The sequence below is a fragment of the Croceicoccus gelatinilyticus genome, assembly GCF_018398395.1.
Lineage (GTDB): Bacteria > Pseudomonadota > Alphaproteobacteria > Sphingomonadales > Sphingomonadaceae > Croceicoccus > Croceicoccus gelatinilyticus.
In genome coordinates, this window is record NZ_JAHCBF010000001.1 from 739682 (window position 1) to 757386 (window position 17705).

Sequence of the window (17705 nt, forward strand, 5' to 3'; positions counted from 1 at the left end):
CCTACATCGGGGGGCATGAACACGCCCCCCACTTCCCCCGATAGCAAGACTGCCACTGTCTACCGCATGGTGATGGACAAGCACGTCTGCCCCTTCGGGCTGAAGGCGAAGCACCTGCTTGAAACCAGGGGCTTCACGGTCGAGGACCACCACCTCACCACCAAAGAGCAGACCGAGGCGTTCAAGGCCGAGCACGGCGTGAAGACCACGCCGCAGACCTTCATCGGCGGTGAGCGGATCGGCGGGTACGAGGACCTGCGCCGCCATCTCGGCCTCAAGGTGCAGGACCCGGACGCGGTCAGTTACCAGCCGGTCCTTGCCGTCTTTGCCATCGCTGCCGGACTTGCACTGGCGGTCAGCTGGATGGTCTTCGGCACGCCGCTGACGGTGCGCGCAGCCGAATGGTTCGTGGCGTTCTCGATGGCGATCCTTGCGATGCTGAAGCTGCAGGACGTCAACAAGTTCGCGACGATGTTCCTTGGCTATGACCTGCTGGCCCGCCGTTGGGTTCCCTATGCGCGGATCTATCCGTTTGCAGAGGCTACGGCGGGCATTCTGATGGCGGGGCACTTGCTGCCGTGGCTGTCGATCCCGCTGGCGCTGTTCATCGGCACAGTCGGCGCGATCAGCGTTTTTTACGCCGTCTATGTCCAGAAGCGGGAGCTGAAATGCGCCTGCGTCGGTGGGTCGGGTCGCGTGCCATTGGGCTTTGTTTCGCTGACCGAAAACCTCGCGATGATCGCCATGGCGCTCTGGATGCTGTTCGCGCCCTATTGAATGGCTCGGGCACCAAATCCGGCTTCGCCCGTTCCCTAAGCCAAGACAAAGGGGACACGCCGGAATGGTAGATAAATCGGAAAAGTTTAATTGGGCTGTGCGCGTGGGATACCTCTCGCGCGCCATCCTTTATTCGGTGCTGGGCATCATTGCTCTCACCAGTGCAGGCAAGATTTCACAAGGCACGAACGGCATCTTCCGGGCGATCGAGGATTTCCCCGCAGGCACCGTGATCCTGTGGATCATGGTCGTGGGCCTTCTCGCCTATGCCCTGTTCCGGTTCGCCTCGACGTTCTTCGATATCGAGAACAACGGTTCGGACAAGAAGGGCATCGCCAAGCGCATCGGCCATGCCGGCAGCGCCATTGGCCACCTTGCTATGGCCTGGTCGGCGTTCAAGTTCGCGACCAGCGAAACCGATCCTTCGGGCGGCGGCGCGCAGGAAGCGGCTTCGGGCGTGCTGTCGATGTCGCTGGGCGGCGTCGTGCTTGGCATTCTTGGCATCGCGTTCTTCGCAGCGGCCGTGTTCCAGGCCAAGAAAGGCATCACCGGCGAATTCATGCACCGCATCAGTGCGCAGGCTCCTGACTTCACCCGCTGGCTGGGCGGCGCAGGTTACATCGCGCGTGCTGTTGTGTTTGCCATCATCGGCTGGTCGCTGTTCAAGGCCGGTTTCATGTCCGGCGGCAGCGAACAGGTGAAGACGCTGGGCGACGCGGTTGCTTCGCTTTCGGGACAGGGCGTCTGGTTCACGCTGGTGTCGATCGGCATCCTGATGTTCGGTCTCTTCAGCCTGATCCTCGCACAGTACCGGATCATTCCGGAAATGGACGCAGGCGGCATGAAGCCCGCGTTCCGGGCTTGATCGGGGTCTGAACCAAATGGGCCTGATCCAACTCCATTGAGCGACCGGCCCGCGTAGTCTAGTCGGCAGCGATGCAATATTTCGAAAGCATCGTGGTCGGCCAGACCGTGCGGGCCGGCGCATATGAAGTCACTCTCGAGGACTCGATCGACTTCGCCACGAAGTATGACCCGCAGCCGTTCCACTTGTCCGACGAAGGCACCGCCGGAACGCCGTTCGAGCGCCTGTCGATCAGTGGTTGGCAGACATGCGGCATCGCCATGCGGCTCTATGTCGAGCATGTGCTTTCCGGTTTCGACAGCAAGGGCGGACTGGGCGTGGACCGGTTACGCTGGCCGCACCCCGTCTATCCCGGCGATGTCCTGACGCTGGAATGCGTCGTGGCGGACAAACGTGAGAGCAGGTCCCGCCCCGGGCTTGGCCTGATCGAAGTCGAAATGCGCCTCTTCAATCAGGACAATCACATGGTGATGGAACTCAAGTCGACCGGAATGGTCGGCTGCGATCCCAACCGATAGGTCAGGCTCCGCAACCGACAAGACCGTCCTTGTCGAAGGTGACGCGATCCTTGTGATCACGCACCGTCATGCGGCCGCGCCACTTGGTCAGTTCGATGGCTTCCTGCGCCTCACTACCTTCATCCAGCGCGATCGTGACCGAAAATTCCTTGCCGTCATACTTGCTGAAACCCGTTACCGGCAGTTCGGCACTGCCCTTGTCGGGCGCGAGCGTGACGATCTTGCCGTCCAGCTTCATGTAGCCGTGCTCATCCTGCGCAAGAAACAGGATCTTCATGCTGTTGCCCGGAGCAAAGCCGCAGCTGACGCCGAACAGGTTGTTCTTTTCGATATCCGGATAGCGGATGTGTTCTGGACTGATCTGCTTGATCGCGGGCATGTCGTGCATCGCCTCGATCTCGGCGACGTCGGCTGCGTCCTGCGCCGGGTCCGACCCTTCTGAACAGGCTGCCAGCAGTCCGGCCATGCCGCACACGATCGCAAGCTTCACACGCATCCCGGTATTCTCCCGATCAATGGCGGCCTAGTGCCTGCCGAACAGTTTCTCGACGTCGTCCATCGACAGCTTCACCCATGTCGGTCGGCCATGGTTGCACTGCCCTGAACGCGGGGTGCGCTCCATCTCTCGAAGCAGTGCATTCATCTCCGCCACCGACAGCGTGCGCCCTGCCCTCACCGATCCGTGACAGGCCATCGTTGCCAGCACGAGGTCGAGCTTTTCGCCCAGCAGCAGCGGATCGCCGTTGCGGGCAATGTCGTCGGCAATGTCCTGCAGCAGCTTTGCCGGATCCGCGCGCTTCAAAGCGGCGGGCATGGCGCGGACAAGCATGGCGTCGGGGCCAAAGCGTTCGACAGCGAGACCGAACGTGCCCAGCTTTTCCGCCGCTTCCTCGATCCGGTCGCAGTCGGCCTCTTCCATCTCGACCACTTCGGGCAGCAGCAGGGCTTGTGAGCGGGTGATGCCTTCCTCTGCCCCTGCCGCTTTCAAGCGTTCCAGCGTCAGGCGTTCGTGCGCGGCGTGCTGGTCCACGATTACAAGGCCATCGGCAGCTTCGGCGACGATATAGGTCTGCGCGATCTGCCCGCGGGCGGCACCCATTGGAAACTTCTCGGCATCGCCGGGCTGTTCGAGCGCTTCCTCTGCTCGCGCCTGCGGGGCAAGCGCAGGGTCCAGCGTCGCCGGACCGGACAGGATCGCCCCTTCCATGTCGCGATAGATTGCGGGGGTCTGGGGGGGCGTCTGCGGCAGTTCATGCTGCGGCCAGCCCTGCCCTGCAAAAACGCCGCGATTGTCGCGGGCGAGGTTGTCGCCTTCGGGCAGGCGCGGCGCATCGCCCTCGCGGATCCACGCGCCCATTGCCCCTGCATCAGGCGTCTGCGCGCTGCGCTTGTCGCCGCTGGCCAGGGCATCGCGAAGGCCGGACACAATGATGCCGCGCACCATCGCCGGATCGCGAAAGCGGACTTCGGTCTTGGCGGGGTGGACGTTCACGTCGACTTCCTCTGGCGGAACGTCGAGGAACAACGCCAGCACCGCGTGGCGATCGCGCGCCAGCATGTCGGAATAGGCACCGCGAACAGCGCCCGTCAGAAGCCGGTCCTTTACCGGACGGCCGTTCACGAACAGGTACTGGTGATCGGCGACGCCACGGTTGTAGGTCGGCAGGCCCGCAACACCGGTCATGCGGATCGGAGCCTCTGCCGGACCACGCACGACATCGACCTCAACCGCGTTATCGGCCAGTTCGCGGGCGACGAGGCGTGAGACGCGGGTCGCGACGTCCTCTCCGGATTGAACCTGCACGATGCGGCGGCCATCGTTGGAGAAGGAAAAGCCCACATCGGGCCGCGCCATGGCAAGGCGGCGCACGACATCATGGCACGCGGCATATTCGCTGCGCGGCGTGCGCAGGAACTTGCGGCGGGCAGGTACGTTCGCGAAGACATGGTCCACACGGATGCGCGTACCCACCGGCAGGGCGGCAGGCCCCTCTTCCACGACGCGCCCGTGGTCGACCACGCGTTTCCACCCCTCTTCCGCGCCGCGCGGGCGGCTTTCGATCGACAGGCGCGCAACGCTGGCGATGGAAGGCAGAGCTTCCCCGCGAAAGCCCAGTGTGGTCACCTGCTCGATCGCTTCGTCCGGCAGTTTGGAAGTCGCATGGCGTTCGAGCGCCAGTTCCATGTCGGCCGCCGTCATGCCGCAGCCGTCGTCGGTAACCTCGATCCCGTCGAGCCCGCCCAGCTTCAGCGCGATATCGACCCGCGTCGCGCCCGCATCAATGGCGTTTTCGACCAGTTCCTTGAGCGCTGCGGCCGGTCTTTCGACCACTTCGCCAGCGGCAATCCGGTTCACCAGGTTCTCGGGAAGGCGGCGAATTTGAGGCATCGATCGAGGTCTAGCGACGAACCCCGTGTTTTTCGAGGCGGACGGTGTGGAAAAGCCCGCAAACTCCCGCGAAATATTTTCCATCTGTCTATGCTTTTGGGCTAGTCACACTGCGATTAAACCATCATGCGCCATAACAGGCGCCACACTTTCAGGGACCGCACACCGATCATGTCCTCATTCTTTTCCCGCCTCTTCCAGTTCGGTTCGCAGAACATGGCCATCGACCTCGGCACGGCGAACACGCTCGTCTATGTGGAAGGGCGCGGTATCGTTCTCAACGAACCCTCGGTCGTCGCGATCGAAACGCTGAACGGCATCAAGAAGGTGAAGGCCGTCGGTGACGACGCGAAGATGATGATGGGCAAGACGCCCGACAGCATCGAGGCGATCCGCCCGCTGCGCGACGGTGTCATCGCCGACATCGAAGTCGCGGAAGAAATGATCAAGTACTTCATCCGCAAGGTCCACGGCGGTCGCAAGTCGATGCTGCGCTATCCCGAAATCGTGATCTGCGTGCCCTCGGGCTCGACCTCGGTCGAACGCCGCGCGATCCGCGACGCGGCCAGCAATGCGGGTGCTTCGCAGGTCTACCTGATCCTCGAACCGATGGCCGCCGCGATCGGCGCGGACATGCCGGTTACCGAACCGGTCGGCTCGATGGTGGTCGACATCGGCGGCGGCACGACCGAAGTTGCCGTGCTTTCGCTGCGCGGTCTTGCCTATACCACCAGCGTTCGCGTCGGCGGTGACAAGATGGACGAAGCGATCGTTTCCTACGTGCGCCGACACCACAACCTGCTAATCGGCGAATCGACGGCGGAACGCATCAAGCAGGACTATGCTGTCGCCACCGTCCCCGAAGACGGCGAAGGCGAAACGATCCACATCCGCGGCCGCGACCTTGTGAACGGCGTGCCGAAGGAAATCACGATCAACCAGGCGAACATCGCCGAAGCTCTCAACGAACCCATCGGCGCCATTGTCGAGGCGGTTCGCATCGCACTTGAAAACACCGCGCCCGAACTGGCCGCCGACATCGTCGACCAGGGCATCGTGCTGACGGGTGGCGGCGCGCTGATCAGCGGGCTGGACGAATACCTGCGCGAGGAAACCGGCCTGCCGGTCACCGTGGCCGAAGACCCGCTGTCCTGCGTGGCGCTGGGCACTGGCCGCGCGCTGGAAGAACCGGTCTATCGCGGCGTGCTGATGACGGCCTGAGGGCCGCGACGAACTGAAGGGGAACGGCATGGCGGCGCCGCAAGACCGGCGTCCGGGTTTTTCGAAAAGGGCGCACCTCGGACTATTCACGAGCTATGTCGCAGCTTCGGCCGGGGCAGCGCTCGGGTTCGTGGTGCTCGTCGTTTCGTTGCTCAACCCCACGGCCTTCGCCTTCGCCCGCGCGGCGGCCAATGACGTCGCCGCGCCCGCAGGCCGCGTTTCGGCCACGACCCGTTCTGGCGGCAAGACCTTCTTCGACGTGATCTCCGGCTACATCGAGGCCGGGAGCAAGAACGCGCAGCTCAAGGAAGAGCTTGCAGTCGCCCGCTCGCGCCTTGCGGAGGCGGAGGCAATCGAATCCGAAAATGCGCGGCTGAAGGCCCTGCTCGACGTTCGCGAAACCGATGGAACGCCGGTCGCGACCGCGCGGCTTATCGGTTCCAGTTCTACCAGCACCCGCCGCTTCGCCTTGCTGGGCGCTGGCAAGCGTGACGGGGTTCAGCCCGGACAGCCGGTGCGTTCGGCCAAGGGACTTGTCGGCCGCGTCCTTGAAGTCGGCAACCGTACGGCCCGTGTCCTGCTCATCACCGATGGCGAAAGTGTCGTCCCCGTGCGCCGCGTGAAGGGCGACATTTCCGGATTTGCGCAGGGACAGGCAGACGGCACGCTGATCATTCGCCTGATCGATCTTGGCATCAATCCGCTGAAGAAGGGCGATGTCTTCGTAACGTCCGGTTCCGGCGGGCTTTACCGGCCTAATGTGCCTGTCGCCATAGTGCGCAACGTGACGCGTGACGGTGCCGTGGCGCAGATCGTGTCGGACCCGGCGGCGAGTGAGTTCGTGGTGGTCGAACCGATCTGGCAGCCGATCACAGAGCTTCGCGATCCGACACAGGAAACCACGCCGTGAGCCTTGGTGGCGACCGGCTCCCCGGCTCTGGCCTCTTTTCCCGCCGCATCAACCGCGCCCCTTCCCGCACCCTTGCGACAGTGGTGCCGTGGCTGACGATCGCGCTGGCCTCGCTGGTCCCGCTCTCGCCGGTGATCGCTTCGGCGCCCGTCATTCCGCCGTTGTCGTTCATGTTGCTCGTTGGCTGGCGCCTGCTGCGCCCCGGTCTCCTGCCGCTCTGGGCCGGTGCGCCGCTGGGGCTGATCGACGATCTCTATTCCGGACAGCCCTTCGGTAGCGCGATCCTGCTCTGGTCCATCGCGATGATCGGCATGGAACTGATCGACGGCTGGCTGCGCTGGCGCGGGTTCTGGCAGGACTGGCTGGTTGCGAGCGTGGTGATCGCGGCTTATCTTCTGCTTTCGCACGTAGTTGCCTCGATCGCGGGCGGGGCTTTCGCGCCCGGCCTGATACTGCCGCAGCTTCTGCTTTCGTTCATCGCCTTTCCGTTACTAACCCGCGTGATTGCGATTCTGGATCTCTTGCGACTTGCCCGGATACGAGTGCTCGGTTGATGCTTTTCAAGCGTAAACGTGGTGCGCGTCTGCTTCAGCGGATCAGCAGCGGCGAACTGCGCAACCGGTTCGACCGGCGCAGCTTCGTAATCGGTTCCGTGCAGGGCGGCATCGGCGTGCTTCTGGCTGCGCGCATGGGCTATCTCGCCGTGGCCGAGAACGAGAAGTACAACCTCGCCTCGGAATCGAACCGCGTCGATCTCACACTGATCCCGCCGCGTCGTGGCTGGATTCTCGACCGCAACAATATTCCTATGGCATCGAACCGCGCGGACTTTCGCGTCGACCTCGTGCCCGAACGCGTGATCGACAAGGATCGCACGCTGGCGGTGCTGGGCGAAGTACTGGAACTGACGCCGGCGGCCATCACCGACCTTCGCGACAAGCTGGACGGTACGCGCGGATTTCGCCCGGTCGAAGTTGCGACCGGCGTTGGCTGGGAACAGTTCGCGGCGCTTTCCGTGCGCCTGCCCGACCTTCCGGGCGTCGTGCCGCAGCGCGGTTTCACGCGCTATTACCCCACGGGCCCGTCGGTCGGGCACTTGCTCGGCTATGTCGGCACCGTGTCGGCGGAAGAGTACGAGGAGGAGAAGAACCCCCTGCTCATCACCCCCGGCTTCAAGATCGGCAAGGACGGGGTGGAGAAGTATTTCGAACAGGAATTGCGCGGTGAACCCGGTGCCCGCCGCGCCGAAGTGACCGCCAGTGGCAAGATCGTGCGCGACCTCGAAACGCGCGAGGACGTGCAGGGCGACCCGGTCAAGCTGACCATCAACGCCAAGCTGCAGGACTATGCCGCGAGACGTATCGGCCTTGAATCCGGTTCGGTCGTCGTCATGGATCTCGAAAAGGGCGACCTGCTGTGCATGGCATCGATGCCCAGCTTCGATCCCAACAGCTTTTCGGACGGCATCGGCCGCGTCGAATGGAAGATGTTGTCGGAGGACGATCACGTTCCCCTGCGCAACAAGGTTCTGTCGGGCCTTTACCCACCGGGATCGACGGTGAAGCCATTCGTCAGTCTCGCCTTGCTCAAGGCCGGAGTGGATCCGGAAGAAACCGTGTTCTGTGGCGGCGGCCTGCGTGTCGGCAACCGTGTCTTCGGTTGCTGGAACCGGCGCGGCCATGGCACGACGAACATGGCCAAGGGCATCTACCAGTCCTGCGACGTCTATTTCTACGCCATGGCGCAGCGTGTGGGGATGCAGATCATCTCCGACATGGCCCGCGAACTGGGGCTTGGTTACAAATACCCTCTGCCCGTCGCCAGCCAGTCCTATGGCACCGTGCCGGACCCTGCCTGGAAGCTGAAGAAGTACGGCCAGGAATGGCAGGCCTACGATACGGTCAACGCCACGATCGGTCAGGGCTACTTCCTCGTGAACCCGCTCCAGCAGGCGGTGATGACTTCGCGCATCGCAAGCGGGCGGCGGTTTCAGCCGCGCTTGTTGATGACGGCGCCCGCCCGCCCTGCCCCGCATCTCGACATTCCTGACGAGCATCTGGAAGTCGTGCGCAAGGCAATGTGGGACGTCGTGAACGGCCCCGGCACGGCGGGCCGCGCGCGTCTGCCGCTGGATGGCATCGAACTGTCGGGGAAGACCGGCACAGCTCAGGTCGTCAGCCTCGCCTACGGCCGCGGCGGCATGGGCGTGCCGTGGAAGTACCGCGACCACGGCCACTTCGTCTGCTTCGCACCTTACGACAAGCCGAAGTATGCCTGCGCCGTCGCGATTGAGCATGGTGCCGGTTCATCGTCGGCATACCCGGTGGCGCGCGACGTGATGACGTACCTGTTCGACCCTCACAAGGCGCTGGAAGTGCTCCACCGCTATGAAGAGGAATGGGGCGGCACGGCGCAGGAACGACTGTCACGCAAATACCAGTCATATGAACGCGCCTATGGCGGCGGGGCGCCAAAGCCGGAAACGGGCGAGGTTGAGAACGCGACGAGCCAGAGCGGGGACACCCCTGCCCCGCAACCGGTGAACGCCGCCGAACAGCCACGCTCGCCCGAAGGCGACAATCAGGTCGCTGCCACCCCGACACCGGCTTCAACGCCCTCACCTGCCCCCACGCCCAGTCCGACGCCTTCGCCAAGCCCGTCGCCGACTTTCAACCAGCCGGGGCCGCGCCGATGAGCATGCTGGCCTCCCTTCCCGCTGGCCTTGGGCGTCAGCCGTGGAGCGTGATCATACCGCTCCTGCTATTGGTCTGCTTTGGCGCAGCCGTGCTCTATTCCGCCGCGGGTGGACACTGGATGCCATGGTCCGCGCTCCACATCGTGCGCTTCCTCGTCTTTCTCGTCATGGCCATGGTGATCGCGCAATTCTCGCGCGATTTCATCAAGATGATGGCCGTGCCGGTCTATGTCCTGCTGGTCCTGATGCTGATGGCGGTGGAAGCGATGGGCTTTGTCGGCGGCGGTAGCCAGCGCTGGCTCAATCTCGGTTTCATGACCTTGCAACCGTCGGAGCTGATGAAACCGGGCATCGTTCTGATCCTGGCGCGTTATTACGACATGCTGCCGCCCGGTGCGACGCGCGAATTCCGCTCACTGCTTATCCCCGGGGCGCTGATTGGCGTGCCCGTGGGGCTCGTCCTCATGCAGCCTGACCTTGGGACCAGTTTGGCAATCGTCTTCGGCGCCGTGGTCGTGATGTTCCTCGCCGGACTGCCACTGATCTGGTTCATCACCTGCGGCGTGGCCGCGGTGATTGCGGTGCCGATGCTGTTTTTCTTTGCCTTGCACCCTTATCAGCAGCAGCGCGTGCTGACCTTCCTCGATCCCGAAAGCGATCCATTGGGGGCCGGTTACCACATTACCCAGTCCAAGATCGCGATCGGGTCTGGCGGCCTGTTCGGCAAGGGTTTTGGCAATGGTACGCAAAGCCACCTGAACTATCTGCCCGAACCGCACACCGACTTCGTTTTCGCCACGATGGCAGAGGAATGGGGCATGATGGGCGGGATATTCGTGCTGTTCGTGTTCGGCTGGCTCCTGCGCTGGGGCCTGCGGGTTGCCCGTGATGCTCCGGACCGGTTTTCGCGCTTGCTGGCGGCGGGTCTTGTCGCCACGATCTTCTTCTATACCGCGGTGAACCTGATGATGGTCATGGGCCTTGCGCCCGTGGTCGGCATCCCCCTGCCCTTCATGAGCCATGGCGGCTCGTCGATGATGACGATCATGATCTGCGTCGGCCTGATCATGGCGGTGGACCGGTGGGGCAAACGCGATGTGCGGGGAAGTTTCGAGTAAGTTTCACCGTTCTGCAAAAAACCCCTTGCACGAATCGCGCATATCACTATTTGGAGCGCTCCCACGGGGGACGGCCTGAACGGCCAGCCACCGTATCGCGGCTCCAAAGCGGCGAAGTGGACGCATAGCTCAGTTGGTAGAGCAGCTGACTCTTAATCAGCGGGTCCTAGGTTCGAGCCCTAGTGCGTCCACCACAAACCCCTAGAAAACAACGATTTTTTAGCTGCCCTAGGGGCGGGGTTTGCCCGTTACCCGCGCTTGGGTAACGCCACGGGTAACAAACGCCTAAATGCTCTGCGTGTGCAGCGGCCCAATCAGGCGATGTTCGCCCTCACCCGTTCTAAGGTCGGTTCGGCTGTCGAACGTCACGGCCACCCGCGCCAGCACGGCCAGCTTGAGGCGGTCGGGAACGTCGCCGGTTCCATCCCATAGGTCCGCAAGTTCGCCCACGGCATCACTCGCCGCTGCGATCAGCAGTGCGATGGTGCCATCCTCGGCGCTGCCATCGACATGCAAATAGTCTTTGGCCTCGGCCAGTGTCACAAGGTCGGTCATGCTTCTTCCCCGGCGGTTGTCAGTTCCTCGGCCACAAATTCCACCCCTTGCCTAAAGCCCAGTTCGGCGGGACCAGCGATGATATGCAGGGTGCGTCCGTTGACCTCGAACCGCATTGTGCTGTCCACGTCCTCGCGATAGCGCATCCGAATGCGCGCGGGGCGGTTCGCGATGGTGATGCCATCGGCCACCCGTTCGGAACGGCTTGGTAGAACGTCCTGCACCTCGGCCCAGACTGTCGCCAGTTCCTCCCACGAATAAGTCCATGTTCCGAAGGTAGGGTCTTGCGTCCCCACGCGCTCCTTGATCGTTACGCGCTCTTTCAGCTTGTCAGCCGATACAGGCGATTTAGCCATTGCTGCCCGTCCTCGGGTTCCACCCTTCGATTTGCCGCACTTCGTCGGCATCCAGAACGCCGGTCTCAATTGCGATCTTATGCGCCTTCCAACGGGTTTCAGGATCTCCGCGCAGGAAGCCGGAAAGATCCATTTCAAGTTCGAGATTGCTGCCAGCGGGAAAGACAGACCGGGCGAACTCGGTTTCGATCCGGCGCGCCCACGGGGTCAGGCAGAACGTGGCGAACCATAGGCCCGCCTGCGCCGCGTTCGTGAACGTATTGTTCTCGTATGCCTGAATGATCGGGGGCGGCACCTGAAACAGTCGGCAGATTTCGACAATGCCGAACTTGCGGCTTTCCAGCAGTTCGGAATCCTCGGGCGACATGGAAACCGATTTCCATTGCAGCCCTTGGGTCAGCACCATGGGACGGCCAGAATTGGCGCTGCCCTGCACCCGGTCGGCAAGCTGGGTCCGTAGCTGCGTAACCTGTTCGTCGGTCATCATCCCGTCGCTAGTGATGATGCCGGACGGGTTCGCACCATTGGCAAGAAACTGGCGCGCCCATTCATCGGCGGACCGGACCCCTGCCACGGTTTCGTTCGCGCGGCTGATGCGGCTGCGCCCGATAACGCCGTCATCGGTTCGTTCGCGCAGATGGATTGCCTCGCCTTCAAGAATGCGCCGGGTGCGCAGGCCATCGTTCACGTCATAGGCAAGCCGTCCGCTCGACAACTGCGCGACGGTGACATTCTGCCACGGTATCCAGCGCAGGCCGGTCATGCGTCCGTTCCCGGCGCGCTCGACCTCGGCCAGTCCGTTGCCGGTCAGCAACGCCGATGCGATGAAATGTTCCACGAACTCGGGCCACGTCATGCCACGGTTCACGCCGCCCCGGACAAGGCGCATGATCGGGTGATCGGGGACCTCGCGCCGGGTGCCGTCCGGTTCGCGCCGGTAAACCCATACGGGGACATAGGCCAGCGCCGATGCAATCGCATTGGTGCAGGCCAGCACGGCGGAAAGGTTCTCCGCCTGTCGGGCCGATACGGCAGCGGTCGCGCCGTTCGTGTAGGACATGGCAAGCCATGACGGGTCAGTCGGTGAAAGGTCAGTTCGCGTTTCCAGCCCGAAAGCCTCTTTAACGCGCGTCAGGAATCCCATCGGGCAGCCTCCGCAAGAATTAGGACCCTGCGCCGCCGCGCTGCCTCTGCGCCCATCTGTAGCGCCCGCAAGGCAATCTCGGTGTCAGGGTATGCAGGCCAAGCCGAAACCACGCTGATTTCGCGCAAGCCAATATTGGTAAGGCTGCGCTTGTGCCCTTCCCATCGCTCGCCGCCCTCGGGGATCGTGAACCCGAAAGACATGCCGCCAAGGTCGTTTCGTTCGGCCAGCGCCAGCACGTCGCGCCCGGCTTGTGTTTCGGGCAGTAAAAGGTCGAAGGCCAAGCCCCGGCTATCCTCGGAAAGCCGAAGGGTGCCGCTTTTCGTGCGGCCCAGGACCTTGCCCATGTCGTGATCGTAAAGAGCGAGAATGTCGCCCGATAACGCGGCGCGGAAGGCACCCGGCTCAATCGTTTCCACGAAAGAACCTAAGTCCGCTTCCGCGCCGAACGTCGCGGCATAGCCTTCGATCCGGCGGCTGCGGGCGTCCGCTCGAATCTCGGTGAAGGCTCGCCGCTCGATGGCGGCGCTGTTGGGGGCCGCCGTCATCGTCACGAAACCGTGATGCCGGTTGCCTCGACAAAAGAGGCGGGGCGACGGACTCCGAAGTCCACGGTTGCCATCGCGCGCACAAGCACGTTGCCTTTCGAGTAGGCAGTTTCGGCATAGGGGTTCACGAGAATGTCGAGCTGGCTCCAAACGCCGATCAGCAGGTCGGACCAGTCGCCGTAGATCAGCGCATGTTCGTCGGTGCCAACGCCAAGGTTAGAGGGTGCCTGATTGGTGAAGCGGCGCGCCTCGCCATGGAAAACAACGTCCTCGCCAAGCGGTCGGTCGGTCGTGTCCAGCGCCAGCATCGCGGTTTTCTTGATGCCGTTCGTGCCAAGGAATGCACGGGTGTTCTCGACATTGGCAAGGTCCGCCGTGGCGATCATTTCCGCCGTGGTCGTGAACAGGTCAGTAGCGAACGCCTCGCTGCCAATGCCTGCGGTTTGCAAGATGCCAGCGGGTTCCGCGCCCGAACCGCTGCCGTTAATTGCGGCGCGGTCGATTTCCAGTGCGATGTTCCGCGCCAGCATGGAACGCAAGAGGCGTTCAATGTCGGGGCTGCCCTGCATCATAAGCTGCCGGGAAAACTCGCTGATTGCGCCGACATGGTGCGGGGTCAGGGTCACGGTGTCGAAAGCGCCGTCATCGCTCGAAAGCGCCGCGTTCTCGGCCACCCATCCCACGGCGGGGCTGTCGGTTTCGCGCGGCAGCACAACGTCGCCGGTCAGGCTGGTCAGGACGGTTGCACCCATCTGGGAAACCACCGCCTTGTTCGTCAGCGCGCTAGTGTAAAGATCGGGGCGAAAGCTATCGGCCACGATGCCGCTTGCGGTCGTGGTCGTGCCTACGCGCTGTTCGAAAACCTCGGTCGGGACATAGAAGCCCTGCGCAGCCTTGCCGGCACGTTTCGCCAGTTCCGCCTGCATCTCGATTTCACGGCCCGCGTCCACGTCCATGCCTGCCTTGTGGGCCATCATTTTGACGATGGAGAATTGGCGCAGTTCACGGCTAAGTGCGGGGTCGCTGCCCTGTCCATGAACCGGCGCGCCAGCCTCTAGCCGTTCGGCATTGTCGATTGCCTTCGCCCGTTCAATCTTGGGGCCAAGGTCGCGCCATTCGGTTTCGGCAGTCTTGAAAGCCTCGTCGTCGCCCTTAGCATCGGCGGCTTTCATGCGGTCATGCGCGGCAGTGCGCTGTTCGAGAAGGTCGGAAAGTTTCGGCAATGGTAGTCTCCTAATCAAATTCGCGATGGAGACTGTTCCCACGGCCCGCCCCCAATTCGGCTTGGCCGAATTTAGCAGGGGGTCGCCGCCTTAATCCTTGCCGGTGAAAGACAACGGCTTCCAATTACTTACAAAACGAAAGCAACATCACCCTTCAAGATATGCGGGCCGCTATCCCGGGCCGCGATGCCGCAGGCCATCAATAGCGCCGCCATGCCATCTATTCGGTCGATGGAACGGCTTTTGTTCGGCTTGCGCAGGCCCGCCGGGTCGGTGTCGTAGATCATGTTTGATGCGTTCCAGCGCAGGACCGGGTGCATCGCATGGCACAGTTCGCCTTTCAGCATCAGCGCCTCGAAGGCATCCACGGCGGGACCCATGGAGACATAGCCCTGCCCCCAAGCCTCAAGCGGCAGGTTCACGCCTTCGCCGTCGAGAATGACTTTCAGGTCCTCGATTGCGTAGCGGTCGAAGGCAACGCCGCGCAGGTCATAGGCTGCCACGATCTCGGCCAGCCTTCGCGCGATGAACCGCTTGTCGATGGCTGCGCCGGGGGTCGCCTCGATAAGCCCCTGCTTCGCCCATGTCCGATAGGGCACCCGGTCGATTTCCTCTTTCCGGTCTATCCCCGCTTTCGGGCACCAGAAATAGGGCAGGACCGCGCCGCTGTCCGGGAAGTAAAGCACAAGCGCCGCAAGGTCGCGCACGGCGGCAAGGTCGAGCCCTGCATAGCATTTGCGCCCGCGTAGCGCCTCAAGGTCGAATGTCTCGCCGCAGGCATCCCATTCGGCGGGATTGATCGCCTTGGGTTCGGCATCCACCCGCATGTTGCAATGCAGGTTCAAGAACGCCGGTTCAAAGGTCGGCATTCGCTGCGCCCGGTCGGCTTCGTCCGCGATCTGTTCGGCAGATACGAAAATACCTAGCGCCGGGTTCGCCAGCTTCCAGTTCTCGGGATCGTAGGGGTCGGCATCATCGGGGACGGCATAAACCGCACCATGGAAACTTGCGTCCTCGACCTCGCCCGAATTGATCCGGCCCGCGTAGTCCACCAGTTCCGACATGATGTTTAGCGGGTTCGGTGACTGGGTGCCGATCGCCAGCATCAGGGGCTCGGCCCGCTTGCCCATAGACGTGCGCAGAACGTCGAACAGTTCGCGTTTTTTCCATTGGGCCAGTTCGTCGCAAACGATGAACGAACTTGCCGTGCCATGGATCGCCGCGCCATCGCTCGCCAAGGCCCGATAGACGGACCCGGTTTCCTCGTCCTCGATCCGCTTGTGGAACCGTTGCACGTTAAGCCGTGCGGCCATCCATGGGGTCGAAAGGATGACGGCTTCCATCTCGGCAAAGATCAGGCTCGCCTGCCCTTGTGTCGCCGCCGCTGAATAACATTCGCCGCGCTGTTCGGCTTCCGGTCCGCATAGGTGGCAAAGGCAAAGCATGGCTGCCAGGACGGTTTTACCCTGCCCGCGCGCAACGGACATGAGCCCGGTCCGAACCCTGCGCTTGCCGTCATCGTCGGTCGCGTAGATCGCCATGATCCAATCGCGCTGAAACGGCAGCAGCTTGATGTTTTCGCCAGCGCCGAACCCCTTAGTGATCGGCAGGGACTCGATAAATGCAATCACCCGCTCGGCTCGGGTCAGGTCCTCGGCTTCCCATGGCTGGATAGCGTCGGGAACCGCCTGCGCCGCAACCTGTCGCTGCCGCTTCGCGCCCGGACCTCTAGCCCCCATGACGTTCAGCTTTCTTATTCTTTTCCTGAACTAACTCAAGAAAAGGGACCATGCGCGGTCTTAGCGCGTCAGCCCCTAGCGATTTTTTCCACGGGTGCGCCGCGTCGATGGGGCTGCCGTCCGGGTTGCATCCGCGCCTCGGCTTCGTCGTTCTCGCCGCCCCTGCTTCGCTGCCCCGCGCCGTCTTTCGGGAATGGCAGGCGGTGCAGTAGCTGGCCAAGCCATCATGGCCGGGGAATGCCGGTCCGCCATCATTGATTGCGACAACGTGATCCACGGTATCGGCAAGCACTAGGCGGGGCGTGCAATCTCGGCATAGCGGCTCAAGGCTCAAGTGCGCTTTGCGTAGTCGCTGCCATCGTGCGGTCGAATAGGGCCAATCAGCCATCGTTCGCAGCCGCGTCCGCTTGCAGTGCATCGGCTTCGGCAAAGTCGCTTGCTGCCCTGCGCCGCATTTCGATTTGCGCTGCCGCTAACATCTCCGGTGTGAGGTCGCCCCATAGCATCTTGAAGCCGGGGCGCGTGTGATATGGCGGGTGCGGCGGGATCGTGTCGAGCCAGTCGCAGAAGTCGTGCACGCGGCGCTTTTGATAGTCCTGCATCACTTGTCCCCCTGCCCTGCGTTCTGCCGGATCGGCGGCGGCAGGCAGATGCCTTGCCCATCGGGCCGCTTATCACGTTCGTTTGCCCACGGGTCCACAGGTTCAATTGCCCTCACCCCATCGGCAAGGCGCTTGTCCATGCGGCTCGGCCCCTTGTTGGCTGGGTGTTCGGGATGGGTAGGCCAGCCGTCAGCATCATGCCCGCGCCGGTCGTCTAGGATCAGGTCAGGGTCGCCGCCCATATCCATGAACTTGCGCTCTGCCATCTCGCGCACAAGCTGCATCAGATCCATGTCAGTGAAGCGGATCAGGCGCACAACGTCAGGCACCTTGTAAACCTGCGGCAGCGAGACTCGCGCACCATGCCCGCCATCGAAGCGCAATAGCGCGCAGCCTCGGAATGAATAGGTGCCGTCCTCAAAGTCGAAGTAGGCCAACTCGGTTATGCCATTTGAGTTCGCAGGCTTGTTCAGCAGCGTCATGCTCGTGATCTTAATTTCGCTCATATCGCCCTCGCTTTTCCCATGGGTCATTCTGCCCGCGCCGATCATACGGAACCCTCCCCGCCTTCGCCCTCGCCAGTGATTTCCGGTTGTTCCGAACGGCTGACATTCTCGTCGGCCAAGCGCCGGAAATGTTCGTCCAGCATGGCGGGGGTCGAACAGATGATGGCTCCCATGCGAAAGGTCGGCAGTCGTCCTTGCTCGATCATGTAGGCAACCTGCCTCGGGGTCAGCGGCGCGGTCGATGCGCTGCCAAGCCATGCGGCAATCCGTTTCACCCCGTAGAGAATTTGCCCAGTTTGGCCCGCGTAGGGATTAGGGGGGGAGGCAGGAGAAGGGTGTAAGTTAATATGGGTGGTCATTTTTGCTCACCTTTGAATTGATAGGTCGCCGGTCCATCCCAACTGTTTGCGGATGTCAGCATTTCGATTTCGCCCCATTGTTCGAGCGTCTTTCTTGCGGCTCTAGAGCGGTTTCCGTTCATTCCGGCTCATAGCCGCATGATTTAAAGTAGTTGGCGCATTCGTCGGGCTGGAAGATGT

General features: G+C 62.7%; 19 protein-coding genes and 1 tRNA gene. 9 read left to right on the forward strand and 11 right to left on the reverse strand.

Going from position 1 to position 17705, the window contains the following annotated elements:
• Positions 1-15: 15 nt before the first annotated feature.
• The 3 genes from KIH45_RS03790 (at position 16) to KIH45_RS03800 (ending at position 2160) form a co-directional block, all read left to right on the forward strand.
• On the forward strand, positions 16-777 hold the full coding sequence (locus tag KIH45_RS03790) for a glutaredoxin (protein WP_225899608.1): 762 nt from the start codon (positions 16-18) through the stop codon (positions 775-777).
• Positions 778-841: 64 nt separating this feature from the next.
• Positions 842-1642, forward strand: coding sequence for a DUF1206 domain-containing protein (locus KIH45_RS03795; RefSeq protein WP_213174615.1), 801 nt, complete (start codon positions 842-844; stop codon positions 1640-1642).
• A 71-nt stretch (positions 1643-1713) separates the two neighbouring features.
• A complete protein-coding gene (locus KIH45_RS03800) occupies positions 1714-2160 on the forward strand; it encodes a MaoC family dehydratase (RefSeq protein WP_213174616.1) in 447 nt (148 codons plus the stop codon).
• Between the two features lies 1 nt (position 2161).
• Here the strand turns inward: KIH45_RS03800 and KIH45_RS03805 are convergent, their stop codons facing one another.
• On the reverse strand, positions 2162-2656 hold the full coding sequence (locus KIH45_RS03805) for a hypothetical protein (RefSeq protein WP_213174617.1): 495 nt from the start codon (positions 2654-2656) through the stop codon (positions 2162-2164).
• Positions 2657-2683: 27 nt separating this feature from the next.
• Positions 2684-4549 carry a DNA mismatch repair endonuclease MutL gene (mutL, locus tag KIH45_RS03810; protein ID WP_213174618.1) on the reverse strand — a complete coding sequence of 622 codons (1866 nt, stop codon included), beginning with the start codon at positions 4547-4549 and terminating at the stop codon, positions 2684-2686.
• Between the two features lie 171 nt (positions 4550-4720).
• Here mutL and KIH45_RS03815 point away from each other — a divergent pair, with 171 nt between their 5' ends.
• From KIH45_RS03815 to KIH45_RS03840, 6 genes are all read left to right on the forward strand, one after another.
• Positions 4721-5770 carry a rod shape-determining protein gene (locus KIH45_RS03815; protein ID WP_213174702.1) on the forward strand — a complete coding sequence of 350 codons (1050 nt, stop codon included), beginning with the start codon at positions 4721-4723 and terminating at the stop codon, positions 5768-5770.
• A 28-nt stretch (positions 5771-5798) separates the two neighbouring features.
• Positions 5799-6680, forward strand: coding sequence for a rod shape-determining protein MreC (gene mreC, locus KIH45_RS03820; protein WP_213174619.1), 882 nt, complete (start codon positions 5799-5801; stop codon positions 6678-6680).
• Entirely contained in the window at positions 6677-7234 is a 558-nt protein-coding gene (gene mreD, locus KIH45_RS03825) for a rod shape-determining protein MreD (protein WP_213174620.1), read from the forward strand. Before mreC ends, mreD begins: the two co-directional genes overlap by 4 nt.
• Positions 7234-9375 (forward strand): penicillin-binding protein 2, encoded by a 2142-nt coding sequence (gene mrdA, locus KIH45_RS03830; protein WP_213174621.1) that lies wholly within the window; start codon positions 7234-7236, stop codon positions 9373-9375. The genes mreD and mrdA overlap by 1 nt, the downstream gene beginning before the upstream one ends.
• A 2-nt stretch (positions 9376-9377) precedes the next feature.
• Positions 9378-10493, forward strand: a complete 1116-nt coding sequence (rodA, locus tag KIH45_RS03835; RefSeq protein ID WP_213174703.1) for a rod shape-determining protein RodA — start codon at positions 9378-9380, stop codon at positions 10491-10493.
• 118 nt (positions 10494-10611) lie between these two features.
• A tRNA-Lys gene (locus KIH45_RS03840) sits at positions 10612-10687 on the forward strand.
• A 91-nt stretch (positions 10688-10778) separates the two neighbouring features.
• Here the strand turns inward: KIH45_RS03840 and KIH45_RS03845 are convergent.
• The 9 genes from KIH45_RS03845 to KIH45_RS03890 form a co-directional block, all read right to left on the reverse strand.
• The gene (locus KIH45_RS03845) at positions 10779-11048 is read right to left on the reverse strand and encodes a head-tail connector protein (protein WP_213174622.1); all 270 of its coding nucleotides are present in this window, start codon (positions 11046-11048) and stop codon (positions 10779-10781) included.
• Positions 11045-11404 (reverse strand): phage head closure protein, encoded by a 360-nt coding sequence (locus KIH45_RS03850; RefSeq protein ID WP_213174623.1) that lies wholly within the window; start codon positions 11402-11404, stop codon positions 11045-11047. Before KIH45_RS03850 ends, KIH45_RS03845 begins: the two co-directional genes overlap by 4 nt.
• Positions 11397-12548 carry a phage portal protein gene (locus tag KIH45_RS03855; RefSeq protein ID WP_213174624.1) on the reverse strand — a complete coding sequence of 384 codons (1152 nt, stop codon included), beginning with the start codon at positions 12546-12548 and terminating at the stop codon, positions 11397-11399. Before KIH45_RS03855 ends, KIH45_RS03850 begins: the two co-directional genes overlap by 8 nt.
• The gene (locus KIH45_RS03860; protein WP_213174625.1) at positions 12536-13096 is read right to left on the reverse strand and encodes an HK97 family phage prohead protease; all 561 of its coding nucleotides are present in this window, start codon (positions 13094-13096) and stop codon (positions 12536-12538) included. The genes KIH45_RS03855 and KIH45_RS03860 overlap by 13 nt, the downstream gene beginning before the upstream one ends.
• Positions 13097-13098: 2 nt before the next feature.
• Positions 13099-14319, reverse strand: a complete 1221-nt coding sequence (locus KIH45_RS03865; protein WP_225899609.1) for a phage major capsid protein — start codon at positions 14317-14319, stop codon at positions 13099-13101.
• Between the two features lie 128 nt (positions 14320-14447).
• Positions 14448-16058: a terminase large subunit gene (locus KIH45_RS03870; protein ID WP_213174626.1), complete on the reverse strand. Its 1611-nt coding sequence runs from the start codon at positions 16056-16058 to the stop codon at positions 14448-14450.
• Between the two features lie 380 nt (positions 16059-16438).
• A complete protein-coding gene (locus tag KIH45_RS03880; RefSeq protein WP_213174628.1) occupies positions 16439-16660 on the reverse strand; it encodes a hypothetical protein in 222 nt (73 codons plus the stop codon).
• On the reverse strand, positions 16660-17211 hold the full coding sequence (locus tag KIH45_RS03885; RefSeq protein WP_213174629.1) for a hypothetical protein: 552 nt from the start codon (positions 17209-17211) through the stop codon (positions 16660-16662). The genes KIH45_RS03880 and KIH45_RS03885 overlap by 1 nt, the downstream gene beginning before the upstream one ends.
• Entirely contained in the window at positions 17208-17441 is a 234-nt protein-coding gene (locus KIH45_RS03890) for a hypothetical protein (RefSeq protein ID WP_213174630.1), read from the reverse strand. The genes KIH45_RS03885 and KIH45_RS03890 overlap by 4 nt, the downstream gene beginning before the upstream one ends.
• Between the last annotated feature and the right edge of the window lie 264 nt (positions 17442-17705).